Here is a 15,750-nt window from a genome sequence, read left to right as displayed (position 1 = left end):
TTCATGTTGCATTGTGAATTAGCGGCAGCGACAAATCAGAGTGCAGTCGTCAACGTTGTGAGGAGCGCATCGAATTGACCCTGCGACGTGCTGATGTCAAGCGGCGAACGTAGCCATACTGCGATCTTGGAAACTGTTATGTTTATTGGCCGCTTTGTTTGCAATTTCAGGCGGTTCTCACCGTCCAGAATTGGTTTTCGCAAAACTGCAAAGCAGATCGACATGTCGATCCAACCAATCTTCGTCCAGGGCCTCGTGACGTATGAGCTTGCGAAAATAAGGTGCAGCGACTGCTAGTTCTATGAGCTGGTCAACCGGAACGTCGGCGGTGATCTCACCGCGGCCGATTGCGGCTGCAAATACTGCTTCTACACTTGCGAACCTGTCTTTCATGAATTCAGTTATCACTAACCGCGCCTCTTCGTCGGTGGACGCAGCAGCGACCACTTGAGGCGCGATCTGGCCCCATGGTGTGTCATTTAAGGCTCCCATCAGTACTCCGAGTAACCAGCGCAGATCAGATCGTAGCGGGCCATGGGTTTTGGGCGGTATGTTCGGCGGGGTTGCTATGCGCCTGAATGCTGCATCACGCAGACTGCGCGCATCTGGCCAGTGCCTGTAAAGTGTGCTGCGCGAAATGCCCGTTGCCTTTGAAACCGCGCCATGAGTTACGTGCAGCACGCCCTCATCCATCAGTATCCTTTGCGCCGCATCAAGTGCGGCCTGTCGTGTGGCGATCAGCCTGGGATCTTCTTTCAATCGCCCCTCCTATAGAACATATTGTTGCATAGCAGAACATTTTGTACTAAAAGTATGGCCAGCTAAAAACTAAAGCTCAATACTCAATTCCGCGAACACGTCTTGTCAAAATGGGAGCGTATCAATGTTCAAAGTGGCAGCAACCCCGCTGGCGGTACTCTTATCGATTGGTGCGACAACCGCGCTGTCCGAGAGTGGCACTTACGAGCTGGATCCTGGACACAGCCAGGTCTTGTTCAGCTACAACCACATCGGGTTCTCAGAAACGTTTGGAATGTTCTCAGGTTTTAGCGGCGAGATAGAGTTCAATGAAGATGATCCGTCTGCGTCATCTGTCACAGTGTCTATGCCTGTAAAATCCATGATCACCGGCTGGGACGCCCGTCTGCAACACTTCATGTCCGATGACTTTTTCAGCGCGAGTGACGATGACGTGGTCACCTTCGCCTCAACCAGCATTGAAGTGACCGGGGACAATACCGCGAATATTTCTGGCGACCTGACCATGAATGGCATCACCAAACCTGTGGTTCTGGAAACAACGCTTAACAAGTCAGCGCCATACCCGTTTGGCCAAAAAGAGGGCACGCCGACCTTGGGTCTGGCAGCCACGGCGACTATCGTGCGGTCTGAGTTCGGACTTGGGGCCTTTGCACCTGCGGTGAGCGACGAAATAGAGCTCTTGATCAATATCGAAGCGCTAAAAGCTGAATGATGTGTGCAGGGGCACCGATACGGCGCTGAGCACTCAATCTTTAATTTTGGCGGATGGTCAAAGCGATGAATGTCTACCTGAGAACATTGGCGGTTGCTGTAACGGTGGTGGCATTGATGTGCCCGATGGTATCCGCACAAGAGCGCTCCTTGCCAGAGCGCACCTCGCCCCGTCCGGAAACGACAAGCGGCGTACCGCATACTCAGATTGGTGTCAAAATTGATGCCGAATTGGCCCAGCTATTGCTGGAGCGTGTTGCGCAATTCCCGGGGGTCACACTAGGCCCCACACGCATATCACTACCTGGCGCGATTGGTTTTCAACTTGATCCCGACATGTTGTTGTCTCACCCGAACTCTATCGTTGGTGGGTTTGAGTTTGCGCACATGCATCCTGATGGCAGCTTGCACGCTTCGCTAGACCCCGCAATGGCGCGACGGGCAGTTGAGGCGGGTTGGGCCGTAGCGCACCCGTGGGCCAATCAACGTCCTGGGTGGAGCGGCTTTGTTATGATCTATACACCGACGACACCCGAAGAGTTGGATGTCGTCATCGATCTGGTTGAAAGCTCGTACACCTTCATCACCGGCAACACCTTGGGCTAAACGCCTACCTGCTGACATTGCCGTTGCCAACTAATGCGCAAGTCAGTCAATAATCAGTCTTACCGGAATTTCAGGTGATCTGTGTTCCACTGTTCCGGACGGGCATGATCCAGAGATGTGGCGCACCCATAATGAGTGCAACTAGGATGTATATGGCGACCCATCCTCGCAACTTGTCAAAACCACATACCCCCAGTAGGTATTTGGTATGTTTCGCCTGGTCCTGTCGATATTTCTAGTTGTTGCATTCTCTGGCGCATCCGCAGCGTCCGCGAAGCATGGCTTGACCCATGGATCGGATCATTCTGGTCATCATGCTCAAATGGCGGGCGACGATCCGTTGGCTGATGCCGAAAAAGCTGCTGCGGATTGTTGCGACACCAGTAGCGGCATGGGTTCAACATCCTGTTTTGGTGATTTTGTCGCCACGGCGGGGATTTCGCCGATTGCTCCATTGGTGATCTCAGTGGGTGGTGTGACGCACGCTGGTTCCGATTATTCGAGCCTCGCACTGGGTGTCCCCACCGGTCCTCCGAAAGCCTGAATGGCTACGGGCGCTCGCCCGCAATCCGTTCAAATTTCACTTCAAAGGACCGACAGACATGATCACACGTCGTTACTTCACAGCACTGTCTGCAACTGCTCTCATCGCGACCGCTCTTCCCGTTCGTGCAGGCACCCCAATGCACGTGCTCAGCTCACCAGGTTGCGGATGTTGTCACGCATGGGCCGACTTGGCTCGCGCACGTGGCTACGCCGTTACCGTTGAGGAACTGACCGACCCCGAGGCACAGAAGTCAGCGCGGGGTATCCCGTTGAACCTCGCATCCTGTCACACCATAGAAGCCGATGGTTATGTCTTTGAAGGCCATGTGCCGTTTGAAGCACTGGAAGCCGTGTTGAAGGATCGGCCTGACATCACAGGGCTTGCTGTTCCCGGCATGCCAGTGGGGTCCCCTGGTATGGGCGACGATCCGTCCGCCCGCTATGATGTCATTGCATTTGGGGGAAAGGCTGGAACCGGAACGGTGTACTACCGCGCGGGCACCGCGCAGCCGTTCGACACCTGATGGCTGGGCGCACAACATTATTGGTCACCGGCGGGCTTACGCTCGCCGGTTTCACCGTAGCATTCGTTCTGGCCCAGCCCACCAAAGCGGTCGGTCTATTGACACCGGATGACGCTGAACTGGTCGCCATTGGCCAAATAATTTACGCGGAACAATGTGCTGCCTGCCACGGAGCACGCCTGGAAGGACAGCCAAACTGGCGGATACGCGGCGAGGATGGTTTGCTACCGGCACCTCCGCATGACGCCACAGGGCATACGTGGCACCACGATGATGAAACGCTTTTCACCCTGACCAAATTTGGCCTGGCCGGGCTGATAGAGAATGCGCCCGCAACTGGTATGCCGGTCTATGAAGGTGTGCTCAGCGATGACGAAATCATTGCGGTGCTATCCTTTATCAAATCAACCTGGCCCGATGACCTTCGTGAGTATCATGACGAACTGAATGCCCAGTCCGAATAGGAAACAACTCAGATGATCAAACAAACTCTTTTCGGTTTGGCCGTTGCAATGGCTCCGATGCTTGCGGCTGCGCATTCAAAGTCTGAAGCAACGACACCGGCTGACGGCGCGACTGTCACGAACGCGCCGGAGATTTCCATGCGGTTCGATGATCCGATGCGCATCATTTCGATTACGCTGACCTCCTCAGATGGCGACGTCGAAATTGAACGCGAGACAGGTATGGACCCCGCCACAGAATTCCGGGCCATGCCGTTGGAAGAGCTTGCACCGGGAAGCTACCGCTTCGACTGGCGAGGTATGGCGTCAGACGGTCACCCGATGCAGGGCAGCTTCTCTTTCACGGTCGCTGAGTGACCGGACTGGCCCCCATTGACGGTGTTGTCGTCTTGGCCATTTTGGCGAAAGCACTTGGCTACGGCGCGGCGCTGCTGGCGATGGGCAGCATCCTGTTCACCGTTCTCTTTGCCACGCGCGCCGAGGCGTCCGTTTTGCGCCTTGCACGTCACCTCTCGGTCGGTGCGGCGCTTCTCGGTCTCGCCGTTCTGGCTCTACGTTTCGGCATCAGAGCGGCGCGGATATCCGGAATGGGCTTTGAGGGCGCGACGGACCCAATGATGCTTGGCATTGTCTGGGACAGCCCGCTTGGCACCGCTGCGATTTGGCGAGGGGTGGGCGAACTCGCGATATTGGCAATCCTGCTCCCCCGCGTAGGGCAGTGGGTCGCTTTGGCGGGCAGCCTTGCCATAGCGATTTCCTTTGCTCAGGTGGGACACTCGCTTGGAGAGCCCAGGGCGCCTCTCGCAGTCTTACTGGTTCTTCATCTTCTGGCAGTCGCCTTTTGGGTTGGCGCTCTTCTGCCCCTGCACAAAGCGGCGCTCACTCCCACTGGGGCCGATCTACTGCACCATTTTGGCAATGTCGCTGCTTACGGAGTTGCCGTCCTGATTGTTGCTGGCGCAGCACTCGCATGGCTGCTTTCGGGCTCTGTGGTCGCCTTGTTCGGAACGGCCTATGGATTGGTACTTTTGGCCAAGGTCGTTATCGTTTCTGCCCTTCTTGGCCTGGCGGCGCTGAACAAGCTGAGATTTGTTCCGGCTCTCAGGGCTGAGAAGCGTGGCGCGGAAATTGCTCTCCGGCGGTCGATTTCAATGGAGATGTTGGCTGTTGTCCTGATCCTGTTTGCAACGGCGATGCTAACCAGTGTGACGACACCTCCTATCAATCTCTGACGGCCTATGGTCCGAAGCAGGAGCTGAAAATACTTGTTACGAATGTCCGCTTGGGGCTGCCTGCGGCTTGTTGCAGTAGCTATATGGCTAGAGGTGGGAGAGTGAGTTTATTGGTTGATGCTCCCTGCGTTTCTTAAGATATGGGCTTCCCAGGCGTGCAGCTCACACGCTCAGCGTAGCCGCGTGGCACCCAATACCTGTGGGGCAACGAACGACACGACAATTTCTGCCATTACACCCATCTTAGCAACACTAGCTTTGTCGAACTCGACGTTTGGCATCGGACAGGCCAGCTGAGGATTTCCCTGCGGCATCTCGTCCATCAGAAACCGCATTTTGGCAGTCTGTCTCGGGTTGATATGCTTGAGCTTCACAGTGCATTCTTCAGCATCGGTTCTTTCGATGTCCCACAGAGACAGATATCCAGGTGGGAGATCAATAAAATGTCCAGGGATCAAGTAAGTGGAGCCTGGGAGTTGCACGACAACTTCTGCGTCCTCGACTGCGCTATGGCCGGAATTTGTAATTTCTAACGTCATCAATGTGGGCTCAGGAAGTTCCTCACCGCGATATAGTACTTTGAGATCTAGCGATAGATCAGGGTCGTCGTTTTTGACGAGCCTTTCGATGTCATAAGAGTAAGTTAGTTTTTTCATTGCAAACTGTCTCTTCGCCAGTTTCCAAGTCACAAACACTCCCAGAAGTGTTGCGACCACACCGGCCAATGCAATGTATTCAGCGTGTTCCAAATTGCTCTCCAAAAAAGAAATTTCCGCGGCGCATCCTGACACCGCTCACTTGGCACGGCATATCTGAACTGATGAAACCAAGCTAGTCTTCCCAAACAACTAGGTACGGGACGGTAAATGATGCACATCTATTGGTTGCCGAATACTAGTTCGGGGGGCTTCCGCGCAGCTGCTACCCGAGACTCGAATGTCCGCTTAGGGCTGAGACCGGTCACAGAAAAGCTCTGTTTTGGTCCGCTATTTTGGCGTGTCTTGCCGGGGTCCGTCTTGCAGAAAAGCTTCCGTTTCTCCGAGCCAACCAGACACCGACTGAAGGCTATTTGTCATCCAAGTATCTGACAAACATCCTTTTGTTCTCTTCCTTGTGCAGTTCCCAATAACTCATGGTAATCTGACTTGTGATTTGGCCGGGAGATCCAGCACCGATATTTCGTCCATTTACTTTGGTCACTGGCATGATCCCACCGGCGGTTGAAGATATAAAGACTTCGTCTGCAACTAGGAGTTGGTCTTGGGGTATGTCGACGGCTGAGCAGTCGATATCCAGGTTCGTGCAAATGTCGAAGACCGTCTGACGAGTGACCCCGAGAAGCACACCGAACTTCGGTGTTAGAACTTTTCCGTCGATGACGGCAAAAATATTGAATCCGGGCCCTTCAGATACGTTACCATTTGTATCGACAAGGATCGCAGTGTCAGCACCGCGGTCGTAAGCCTCGTAGAGGCCTTTGACCAGATCCAACCAATGATAGTTCTTCACGGTCGGATCGACTGACTTTGGAGAAATGCGGACTAAGGATGATATTGCTGCATTTAGTCCATGTTTCATCTGCTCTGGATTGGCCACCGATCCAAACGGTATTGCGAATGCAATGAACTGGTTGACCGCATCACGTGGATCCCGACTGAATGTCGGAGACATACCGCGTGTGCAAATGTACTCGACGTAGGAGTTCTTTAACCCTGACAGTGCGACGCAGTTGTGCAGTATCTCGATGACCTGTTCTCGGTCATACTCAATCGACATATGCAGCTTTTCCAAACCTGCAAAGAACCGATCAAGGTGATTTTCGAGTCGAAAGAAAGCTCCGTTCCAAACATGGACGACATCATACGTCGCGTCAGAATGAAGTAGCCCATAGTCCAGCACCGAAATCTTGGCTTCCGAAATCGGCAAATACTGTCCGTCCAGGAAAGCCACACCAGGAGGATATGTTTTAGGGTCTGAGTAATGCTCGGAGAGGTAAGGTAGTACATTCATAATGTGAAAGCTACCGGAGTACGGACTGCAATCGCAATGTCTGTTTTGGGCTTCCTTCGGTCGCTTGTCCGGGGCGCAGAGATTGGCAGCGGAGTGCTCGTTGTACCAACGTGCCTTCGCCCTGCGAACGTCTGGTCTTGAGCCTCCCCAACTGAACTGGTCCACCGTTATGTTTAGGAAACGGAGGGCCACGAATGGCAAATAAGAGACCGAAGCCTGAAGAGATTGTCTCGAAGTTACGGCAGGTTGAAGTTCTGATGGGGCAAGGCATGTCCCGTCTTGATGCGATCAGACAGATCGGAGTTGTCGAACAAACCTATTACCGCTGGCGGAGGAAGTACGGTGGAATGGGTGTTGATCAATTGAAGGAACTGAAACGGCTTCAGAAAGAGAACGAGCGGCTGAGACGCGCAGTTTCAGATCTGACGCTGGACAAACTGATCCTGACGGAAGCCACAAAGGGAAACTACTGAGCCCCGCTCGTCGTCGTGCTTGTATTAACCATGTACGCAACCAGCTGAACGTTTCCGAGAGACGCGCCTGCCGCGTGCTGGGGCAACACCGGTCCACGCAACGGCGCGTCCCACAAGGTCGCGCAGACGAAGACCGACTGGTGGCCGACATGATCGAGTTGACCCGACAGTACGGCCGATATGGCTATCGCAGGATCGCAGCGCTGCTGAGAGAGGCTGGATGGTCTGTTAGCGACGGGCGGGTTGAACGCCTGTGGCGACGAGAGGGGCTGAAAGTGCCAGTGAAACAACCGAAGAAAGGACGGCTCTGGCTGAACGATGGGTCGTGTGTTCGGCTGAGGCCGGAGTATCGCAATCATGTATGGAGCTATGACTTCGTTCATTGTCGAACCGACGATGGCAAAGCCTTTCGGACGCTGAACATCCTTGATGAGCACAGCCGGGAGTGCCTGACGATTAGAGTGAAGCGCAAGCTGAACTCAACGGACGTGATTGATGCTCTAACGGATCTGTTCATCCTGCGTGGCGCGCCCGGTTTCATTCGTTCAGACAATGGGCCGGAATTTGTTGCCCTGGCCGTCAGGGATTGGATGGCTGCTGTCGGGGCCAAGACAGCCTACATCGAACCTGGAAGCCCTTGGGAGAACGGATATTGTGAAAGCTTCAATGGCAGGTTCAGAGACGAGCTGCTCAACGGCGAAATCTTCTACAGCCTGCGCGAAGCACAAATCTTGATCGAACAATGGAGGAGACACTACAACACAAAACGTCCCCACAGTGCACTGGGCTACCGCCCGCCAGCGCCCGAAACCATCATCTCAATGGATCACAGGCCAATGATGCACTAACAATCAACTTGGACCAGTCAGATGAGGCTGCTCAGCCAAACCTGCCAACCAGTATCTGTGTTTCTACTTTTCTGCTTGCCTCGCGTTCCAAGTGGAAACAAGAAACGTGGCCATAGTACCTGACAAGTTGACGGCCAACTCTGCGTGTCTAGCCGCTGGTTTGATGCGCTTCGGTCCAATACTATGAGCATCTCCCAGCTTGTTTCTGAGCGCACCGAGTGCCGTCACAACCGATTGTGACCCACTCAAAATCTGTTTGAATACTTGTTCCGTGTAATCATCAGGGGCCAACCTTAGCGTCTTGGAGAGTTTTTTGTATAGAACTGGAAGATCATCTTTTTCTTCCCAGCTTTCACCTGCCTCGTGCAAGATCCACTTGCAAACGTCTTCCATTAGAGTTCGGGCCAATGTGATTGCGCGTTCAGCGTCTTTTGACCTGCTGTCGAGTGCACTTTGCCATCTTTCGCCAATTTGATCCGGGTTAAAGGTGCTCAGGGTCGCCGTGATCTCAATATCAGCCGGATTTCCTTCTGGCAGCGGGTTTACCTCGAAAATCGGTGATCCTGAGATTCTTCCGGCTTCAGACAGCGTGTACCCATCATGGCGCAGCAAATCGTCGACCTTCCCAGATAGTATCCTCTGGCGTTCCTCACTTTGATATTCGGCAGAGGTGAGCTGTTCGATAAAGCTAAACAACAAACGGGTGGAGCAAGTCAGCAGCCCAAGAGCTTCCAAGTACTCCTGTTGAGTCAGATCATCGTTTCGAATTGTGTGTTGGATTAAGTATTCTTCGAGTGTGCGATTATCATTTCGATGGGGTGCGGACATGTTTTCCAGTGGAAAGACAGCCGCCACAAACGTAAAATCATCAACTTCACTCACCAGTGGGCCCACGGTCAGCAGTTTGACTAATCTTCGGCGCGTGATGCTAGTAATCTCGGGCCGTTCCAGATCCGCGATCTTATCAACCAACTCAAGGAGGTTGAAAGCGTCGATCTCTTGAAGAAGCGAACGAGCCATTTTTACGAGTGGTTCGACCTCAACTGCTGCCAACCTGCTGGACGCATACTTGTACTTACTCTGAAACGCTTCTTCTTCGCTTCCTTCGGCCAAACCCAATCGTGCGCAGACACCCGGCACTTCATAGGCCTTATAATCTGATATCGCGGATGCTAACTCATCCCTCAAACTTTGTATCAGTTTTGTCGGAATTGCTCTGCTCATCGTATATCTTTGCTGAAACCAAACTCGCATAAACGTGCTACAATCTGTCACTGATACCCAGCATTAACGCAACGGCTTTCATATGTCTGATTTGACGAAGCAGCACAGCAGAGATGGCCACCAAACTTTGCAAAGTCCGCTTGCTGCGCATCGCAGACCTTTGAGTGCGAAGAAGCATTTTGAACTTAGGGCTCAAGGCTGTCACCTATCGAAGTTTCACGACTGGTCGATGTTCGGATGCAGCGGGTAGCAGGCTGACGAAAGCGCAATCACTCTATAATCGCAACTTATGTTAAATCCCAATCAGTCTCTGGATCGGGGCAAAATCCGCAATTCTTATACCTGAGATTAATTTCGACCTGCAATGGTTGCCCGGTATTCTAGATGAGGATTTGACATGAAAAAACTTGCAACCATCGACCTGCCCAGGACAAGCGGCAACGCCTTTGAAGTGCTGGCACGCTGCCAGACCGCAGCCGAAAAAGCCGGAGCCGAACAAGCCAGAGTTCGGGCCTTCCTCGAGGACGCCGTCCAGGGTGACTTTGAGCACTTGTTGCGTGTGGTGAATACCCATTTCGAAGTCTCTAGCGCAGGGTCTTGATTACACAGGGCAAAGACGAGCAGACCGCGTGTCGCAGTGTCAGTGATACTGTATGAGAGATTTGGCGGCTTCACTGAGTAGTATGCGTAAAAGGGGTTACTGAGCCCGTTGGACGCGCAACCTCAACCCGACCTTCCCTAAAAATGAAGATTGGTGTCCCGAGTATGTCTCTCGATTTGTTTCTTGGTGCTTGCCAAATATTGGCCATCTACAACGCAACAAGGAAGACGTTATGAGAAAATCAAAACCAATGACTGCAAAAGCTGCTGCGCGAGTACAGAGTGCCTCCGCGAAAAGCAACGGTGGCAAAGTGAGTAAAGGCAGCTTTCCGGCCCGTGCCCAGGCTGCTGCGGCAAAGCAGACAAAAAAATAATATCATCGAGGTGATGAGGCTTTCATCACCTCCCCCCAAATCTCACACATGAAGTACTGTAAAAACAGAGATATAGACAAAATGATCCGTCAAGAAGTAAAAGCAGGAGCACGCTTTGCAATTGGTCGAAAGCACGGCAAATTGCGGTTAGCGAATGGCGGAATTTTGGTCGTAGCAAGATCCCCAAGCTGCCGGAGAGCTTACCTGAACACGCGCATGCAGCTAGAGAATCTAAAACGAATAGCCTCCCAATGAAGCCAATCCCACAACCCGGCGAAATCTTAGAGTTTATACTTCGTAATTTCACGCACGTTGACGGTGAGAACAACTCTGCTCTCGACAAGAAACTTCAACGAATGGCTGATCTACAGGGTTTTCTTTCTGAAGAAATCCGCGAACTCTCACTTAAAAAGCTTTCGAGTTTGTTGAAGTCCTGCCCCGATTCTACTGGGATTCTAGAAACTCTGGTCAACTATAAGGACCACTACTTTTTTGCCGTCCGAGAACTCGAGTGCGGATCTCGTGGTGCTATTGAAGTTAGAAGCGTCTTTGACAGCTACGCTGTTTCTTTGTTTGTCGAACTCCTGACGCCGCTTTCGCAGAAACTCGGTTTCAAGGTTGAAGATGTTATTGGTCATCCTGCGGAAGGTGTCTCCGTTGTATGGAGTGCACGTCTTCAGGGTAAAACCATCCGGGCGCTATCTGCTGACCTACAAAAAAAAATTCCGATAGAGGCGCGCAGTTGGGAAACTGAGATCGGTCGATGGTCGCGTAAGTCCGGCATGAGCGTTTCGAAGATCTTAGCAATCCAGAGCAAATATGACTTTGATCTCGGTTTTGCTTTGGCACTTGCGAATGCATACAGAAACTATTGCTGTCTCGAAATGGTAGATACTTCTCGGCACACTTCGCGTTACGAGAAGTCGGTCGAGACGGTCCTTGAAGAAATAAAACTCCAAAACTCTATTTCGCATGAGCAATTTCGAGAAGCCCGTTGTAAAAACTTATTGGAGCTCTCGGAGCTCACAGCCCCTAGTAGAGAGAAGGTGGCTGGAGATGTAGCAAGGGCCGAAGCTTGTATCGAGCTGCTTAAGGAAGAGCTTTGCGATAGCTTCAGTCTGGCTAACCTTTCTTTGATGGAAGGGATGCACTTGGCACAGCTTGGAGATCGCAAGGCCGCGCTGAAGTGTTTTGATGAAGCGGGCGCAGCGTTCAGCTACCATAGTGCCGCCGGATTTGAATGCGCAATGACCTACTTGTTCGCCACTTCAGCCGCCATCAACGAAAAGCAAATTCGCAACCGCTGGACTGCGCGTTGTGAAACAATCGGACTAGAGGTAATGCCTCAGGAGACGGATACTTCTTTCAAGTCTTTGTTTCCAAATTCTTATCCTGAAGCACTTGGTTGCCTGCCAATAAAGACATCGAAAGTCGGGTTTCCCGCAGCAGCTAAATGGAAAGGCCGGACACCAGATTTATCTAACCCGGGCAGGAGACTTAGGGATTGGGGCGATGGACCCGTGAGCCAGCTTCATATTTACACATTCCTCCTCGACAGGGAAAATATCCAAGCACTTTTGAAGAAGGGAGCTGATCCAGGCGACCTCGATAAGCGGGAAAGGTCACCTTTGTTTTTTGCGATTAAGCGAGGTGACAAAGATGTCTTTTACGAACTAATCGACGCCACAAAGAAGGCTACAATCGATACGAAGGCAAAAAATGGCGAGACATGCTTGCATGAAGCAATAAAGGAGCGCCACTCGGGTTTTGTTGAATCTTTGCTTTCTAAAGGTGCAGATTTCGAAATTGAAGGGCCGCAAGGAGGTTCGCCTTTATTTGCAGCAGCAAATAACTTCCGGTCGCCACAAAGGTTGTTGGAAGACTTCCTTGATCCTCACCAACGTGCTCAAAAGGTGTCCATTTGGGGTGACCGGCATTGGCAGACACCATCTCCATTCAGGCATAGGCATGCAGAAGCGTGGGAGAGTTTTATCAACAAAAACCCTCGGATCGTGCCGCAAATGGATGAGTATTTTCAGAAGCAACAGAGCGAACTTGTAAACTGTAAAGAGATCGTTTTGTCCCTTCTAGACGCAGGGGCAGACATCACCACAAAAGTCTCTTGCGACGGAATGACTCCGTTTCTTTTTGCGGCTGAAATAGGAGATCCCTGGCTTTTTCGCACACTGATAGAATACGGAGCAAACGTGAGAGACAAACTTGACGACGGAACAACTGCACTAACGCAGCTCTACACGCACAATCACAACGAGTTGGCAAAGTGGTTCCTTCTCGAGGTATCCGCCGAAGATCGGCTCTGGTTTCGAGAGGCAACGCGAGTTGTAAGCACTGGAGCGAAGCTGGAGCTTGGTTTGAAACGGCTTACCGAAGAACAATGAGATGTAAAACTTCAGACTTGATCTGACGGACACCTCAGCGAACAGGGCTGAGAATGGGTTGTTGGCCGTCCGATTGATCGGAACCCCTGATTGTCTTGTCCACGGCGATGTGTAGCGTTTCTCGGAAGGTCTGCATAGGTGTTTTGCCGTAGCAGTATCTTCCCGAATGTGGCCGCTGTTCGTTGTATTTGGCCAGCCAAATATCCAGATCGGTCTGCAACTCCTCCACCGAGCGGTAGAGCTTTTTGCGGAAGGCAATGTCGTAGAACTCATCCTTGATGGTCCTGTGGAAGCGCTCGCAGATGCCGTTGGTCTGTGGGCTGTTTGCTTTGGTCCTGGAATGATCCACATCCACGACCGCCAGATAAAGCTGGTAGGCGTGGTTTTCGACCTTGCCGCAATACTCGGTGCCCCGGTCGGTCAGGATGCGCAGCAGGTTGATGCCTTGTTCGACGAAGAACGGGATCACCCGGTCATTCAGCAGGTCTGCGGCGGAGATCGCCGTCTTCTCGGTATAGAGCTTGCAGATCGCCACGCGGGCAAAGGTATCGACAAAGGTCTGCTGGTAGATGCGCCCCACGCCTTTCATCGTGCCCACATAGTAGGTGTCTTGGCTGCCAAGATAACCGGGATGGTGGCTCTCGATCTCGCCATGCGCCTCCCTCTGCTGCTTGGCCTTCTCCAGCGCCGCCATCTGTTCCTCGGTCAGCAGGATGCCGTCCTGGGCAGCACCGCTTACTATCAAGCGAACCGTTAGGGAGTGGTTTTTCGAGGAATACGAGAAAGCAACCGTCCGCGGCATGGAGATACCCTGCCCTGATTTCTTCGACATCCGGTGGACTGGCAATGATGGACTCATCACGCAGCATGAGGACACGCCCACGGCAGGCATCCTGGCATCGAGGCTGCGAGCGAAGCTCCAAGCCAACGTCATTCAGATCGAGAAGTTCATTGTTCGGTGGCAGTTGTGACTATCGTCAGTGTTGTTTTCTGCGATCTATCTATCATGGCTGAACGAGGCCAGTTTGCCTCCGCTGGCCATCCCTGGAGATGCCTGCGACCGTAGTGTTCAAAACTGATCCCACTTCATGAGCGGCATGGCGCTACCTGTACTTCCATTCGGGAAACCCCAAACTCAGGAATTTTCTCCTAAGTTGAGAAGACTTGGGACTCAAGTCAATTGCTAACAGGTAGGCCCGAAAATCGCGACAGCACTCCTGACTGATTCGCTTTTTTTTCTCGTAGAATTTTGAGTTTGACTGGCTACCATTTTCCCAATGGCAAATGGAATTCCACACCAAAATACTTACCAAGACTTCAAGGCAATATTCGTATTTTTAGATCTAATGGGTGCCAAATTTATTCTTGCCAACATGAATAGATGAGTCCGATAGGAGATTTTGAAAGAATAGACCTCACAGAATTTTAGCACCAGGAATTCAAGGATAAATGAACTGGTCTAGAATTAGTGACGCTACTCCACCGAGCTTGTTTTTTCATTACCCTTGACGAATTGAGTTTCATTTGAGGCAATAGGGAAGTCAGTTAATGTAATAAATGGTTTGTGAAATGATCCGATCAAAAAAGGAAAAGAAAGATAAGCCAAGCATCTCGTGGAAGTCGACCAAGGGAGCCAGCACAGTCGGCGCAATTTCAAATGGTTGGGGCGCGGTATGTTCAGACGTAGACGCGTTGGCTACGCGAACAAGTTCTCTATGTGTGACGGCGAAATTTAATGAGAATTTCGAAAAATATTGCACCGAGCTCAACTGGGTAGCGGGTCAAAGGAGAATTGGAAGATCACATTTATGGGCCTCATGGCAAATCGTGCTCGCTATTGCGAATATTAGTGAATGAAATATCAAAAATAGCGGAATTACATCGAATAAAAAGGGAGAATTAAAAATGAGCAACCTTGACACAAAGATCGCGGCAGTAATTTATGTCAGAGTTTCGAGTTCCAAGCAAATTAAGGAAGGCGATGGGTTAGAATCGCAGCTAACCATATGCCGCGAGTTTGCACTTAAAAACAACTTAGATGTCGAAAAAGAATTTAGAGATATAGCGTCGGGTCGATTGGATAAAAGAAAAGGCATGAGCAGTCTGCTTAGTTATCTAAAACGATCTAAAGGGCATACGAAAGCCGTCATCATTGATGACGTCTCTCGGCTTGCCCGAGGTATGAAGGCATACTTGCGAATAAAGGAGGAAATCGAAAGCGCGGGCGGTAAATTGGTAAGCCCTCGACTTCGCTTTGGCGAAAGCGCCGATGAAATCCTGTTTGAGATGATGCAAGCAGTGTTCTCTCAGCACTTTAGCCAAAAAAATGCAGAGACAAACAAGAGCCGCACTCGTGGTCGAATGTTGAACGGATATTATGCTTTCAGCCGCTTGCCGGTTGGCTACCTGTATGTTCGTTCGGACAATCAAGGGCGAAAAAAGGTTGTAAGGGACGAGCCCGTGGCATCCATTCTATCAGAGATGTTATCAGGGTTTGCCGCTGGTCGCTTCGAAACTGTGGGAGAATCCAAATCGTTCCTTGAGAATGATCCTACATTCATGCGCTATATCGGAAAAAGCAAACTTACTTACTCATACGTCTCAGCGATATTGCGGCGCCCGTTATATGCAGGGCGCTACAGCAACCTCAAGTGGAACATCCCACTCACCAAAGGAAAGCATTCTCCACTGATCTCATATGAGGAACATCAGAAAATTCTGAAGCGTTTGGATGGAAAGGTGGTGGCTCGTGTCAGGCAAGATGTCAGCGAGGATTTTCCTCTCCGTGGATTCGTCCTTTGTGAAGCTTGCGGGAACTTCATGACCTCGAATTGGTCAGGAGGAAGATCAAAGCACTATCCTTACTACATTTGCCGAAAACACGGATGCAGCAGGGCCGGAAAGTCAATTCGAAGAGAGCAGCTTGAAGGTGAGTTCGAATCTTTGTTGCGCCAGATTCAACCCGAGCCTGGTTTCG

14 protein-coding genes and 2 pseudogenes are annotated in these 15,750 nt (G+C 51.6%); 11 read left to right on the top strand and 5 right to left on the bottom strand.

Annotated features, from left to right (window positions below; genetic code table 11):
• Window positions 1–177: 177 nt before the first annotated feature.
• On the bottom strand, window positions 178–759 hold the full coding sequence (locus ACR0AJ_RS00160) for a TetR/AcrR family transcriptional regulator (protein WP_170351310.1): 582 nt from the start codon (window positions 757–759) through the stop codon (window positions 178–180).
• A gap of 124 nt (window positions 760–883) precedes the next feature.
• Between ACR0AJ_RS00160 and ACR0AJ_RS00155 the strand changes: the two genes are divergently transcribed.
• The 7 genes from ACR0AJ_RS00155 (at window position 884) to ACR0AJ_RS00125 (ending at window position 4,845) form a co-directional block, all read left to right on the top strand.
• Entirely contained in the window at window positions 884–1,474 is a 591-nt protein-coding gene (locus tag ACR0AJ_RS00155; protein WP_170351311.1) for a YceI family protein, read from the top strand.
• A 65-nt stretch (window positions 1,475–1,539) separates the two neighbouring features.
• Entirely contained in the window at window positions 1,540–2,079 is a 540-nt protein-coding gene (locus ACR0AJ_RS00150; protein WP_226689770.1) for a luciferase domain-containing protein, read from the top strand.
• Between the two features lie 208 nt (window positions 2,080–2,287).
• Window positions 2,288–2,623: a hypothetical protein gene (locus ACR0AJ_RS00145; protein ID WP_170351313.1), complete on the top strand. Its 336-nt coding sequence runs from the start codon at window positions 2,288–2,290 to the stop codon at window positions 2,621–2,623.
• Window positions 2,624–2,681: 58 nt separating this feature from the next.
• Window positions 2,682–3,149: a DUF411 domain-containing protein gene (locus ACR0AJ_RS00140; RefSeq protein WP_170351314.1), complete on the top strand. Its 468-nt coding sequence runs from the start codon at window positions 2,682–2,684 to the stop codon at window positions 3,147–3,149.
• Window positions 3,149–3,613 carry a c-type cytochrome gene (locus tag ACR0AJ_RS00135; RefSeq protein ID WP_170351315.1) on the top strand — a complete coding sequence of 155 codons (465 nt, stop codon included), beginning with the start codon at window positions 3,149–3,151 and terminating at the stop codon, window positions 3,611–3,613. The genes ACR0AJ_RS00140 and ACR0AJ_RS00135 overlap by 1 nt, the downstream gene beginning before the upstream one ends.
• 12 nt (window positions 3,614–3,625) lie before the next feature.
• Window positions 3,626–3,970 (top strand): copper resistance CopC family protein, encoded by a 345-nt coding sequence (locus tag ACR0AJ_RS00130; RefSeq protein WP_226689772.1) that lies wholly within the window; start codon window positions 3,626–3,628, stop codon window positions 3,968–3,970.
• A complete protein-coding gene (locus ACR0AJ_RS00125; protein ID WP_170351316.1) occupies window positions 3,967–4,845 on the top strand; it encodes a CopD family protein in 879 nt (292 codons plus the stop codon). Before ACR0AJ_RS00130 ends, ACR0AJ_RS00125 begins: the two co-directional genes overlap by 4 nt.
• Window positions 4,846–5,015: 170 nt before the next feature.
• Here the strand turns inward: ACR0AJ_RS00125 and ACR0AJ_RS00120 are convergent, their stop codons facing one another.
• Both ACR0AJ_RS00120 and ACR0AJ_RS00115 read right to left on the bottom strand, forming a co-directional pair.
• The gene (locus ACR0AJ_RS00120; RefSeq protein WP_170533625.1) at window positions 5,016–5,594 is read right to left on the bottom strand and encodes a hypothetical protein; all 579 of its coding nucleotides are present in this window, start codon (window positions 5,592–5,594) and stop codon (window positions 5,016–5,018) included.
• 316 nt (window positions 5,595–5,910) lie between these two features.
• Entirely contained in the window at window positions 5,911–6,855 is a 945-nt protein-coding gene (locus ACR0AJ_RS00115) for an aminotransferase class IV (RefSeq protein WP_425082159.1), read from the bottom strand.
• 194 nt (window positions 6,856–7,049) lie between these two features.
• On the opposite strand from ACR0AJ_RS00115, the gene ACR0AJ_RS00110 reads away from it, so the two are divergent.
• Window positions 7,050–8,176 (top strand): IS3 family transposase gene (locus ACR0AJ_RS00110; RefSeq protein ID WP_170351318.1). Its coding sequence is split into 2 segments (ribosomal slippage): window positions 7,050–7,311 and window positions 7,311–8,176, totalling 1,128 coding nucleotides; the frame shifts between segments, so codons are not numbered across the junction.
• Between the two features lie 63 nt (window positions 8,177–8,239).
• On the opposite strand, the gene ACR0AJ_RS00105 is transcribed toward ACR0AJ_RS00110, so the two are convergent.
• Window positions 8,240–9,400: an abortive infection family protein gene (locus ACR0AJ_RS00105; protein WP_170351319.1), complete on the bottom strand. Its 1,161-nt coding sequence runs from the start codon at window positions 9,398–9,400 to the stop codon at window positions 8,240–8,242.
• Window positions 9,401–9,797: 397 nt separating this feature from the next.
• Between ACR0AJ_RS00105 and ACR0AJ_RS00100 the strand changes: the two genes are divergently transcribed.
• Entirely contained in the window at window positions 9,798–10,001 is a 204-nt protein-coding gene (locus ACR0AJ_RS00100; protein ID WP_170351320.1) for a hypothetical protein, read from the top strand.
• Window positions 10,002–10,730: 729 nt separating this feature from the next.
• Window positions 10,731–12,773, top strand: coding sequence for an ankyrin repeat domain-containing protein (locus ACR0AJ_RS00095; protein ID WP_170351322.1), 2,043 nt, complete (start codon window positions 10,731–10,733; stop codon window positions 12,771–12,773).
• A 34-nt stretch (window positions 12,774–12,807) separates the two neighbouring features.
• Here ACR0AJ_RS00095 and ACR0AJ_RS00090 read toward each other — a convergent pair.
• Window positions 12,808–13,500: pseudogene (locus ACR0AJ_RS00090) on the bottom strand (integrase core domain-containing protein); the annotation flags it as partial.
• Window positions 13,501–14,678: 1,178 nt separating this feature from the next.
• Between ACR0AJ_RS00090 and ACR0AJ_RS00085 the strand changes: the two are divergent.
• Window positions 14,679–15,710 (top strand): annotated as a pseudogene (locus ACR0AJ_RS00085) (recombinase family protein); the annotation flags it as partial.
• Window positions 15,711–15,750: the final 40 nt, after the last annotated feature.

Source organism: Ruegeria sp. CJ9 (assembly GCF_056536625.1).
Note: the sequence above shows the minus strand (reverse complement) of the source record. Positions and strands in the feature narration are given on the sequence as shown.

Bases quoted from the DNA above. Each gene is read 5' to 3' on its own strand.
- ACR0AJ_RS00155 (WP_170351311.1), top strand. From the start codon at position 884: ATGTTCAAAGTGGCAGCAACCCCGCTGGCGGTACTCTTATCGATTGGT.
- ACR0AJ_RS00150 (WP_226689770.1), top strand. From the start codon at position 1,540: ATGAATGTCTACCTGAGAACATTGGCGGTTGCTGTAACGGTGGTGGCA.
- ACR0AJ_RS00145 (WP_170351313.1), top strand. From the start codon at position 2,288: ATGTTTCGCCTGGTCCTGTCGATATTTCTAGTTGTTGCATTCTCTGGC.
- ACR0AJ_RS00140 (WP_170351314.1), top strand. From the start codon at position 2,682: ATGATCACACGTCGTTACTTCACAGCACTGTCTGCAACTGCTCTCATC.
- ACR0AJ_RS00135 (WP_170351315.1), top strand. From the start codon at position 3,149: ATGGCTGGGCGCACAACATTATTGGTCACCGGCGGGCTTACGCTCGCC.
- ACR0AJ_RS00130 (WP_226689772.1), top strand. From the start codon at position 3,626: ATGATCAAACAAACTCTTTTCGGTTTGGCCGTTGCAATGGCTCCGATG.
- ACR0AJ_RS00115 (WP_425082159.1), bottom strand. From the start codon at position 6,855: ATGAATGTACTACCTTACCTCTCCGAGCATTACTCAGACCCTAAAACA.
- ACR0AJ_RS00105 (WP_170351319.1), bottom strand. From the start codon at position 9,400: ATGAGCAGAGCAATTCCGACAAAACTGATACAAAGTTTGAGGGATGAG.
- ACR0AJ_RS00100 (WP_170351320.1), top strand. From the start codon at position 9,798: ATGAAAAAACTTGCAACCATCGACCTGCCCAGGACAAGCGGCAACGCC.
- ACR0AJ_RS00095 (WP_170351322.1), top strand. From the start codon at position 10,731: ATGGCTGATCTACAGGGTTTTCTTTCTGAAGAAATCCGCGAACTCTCA.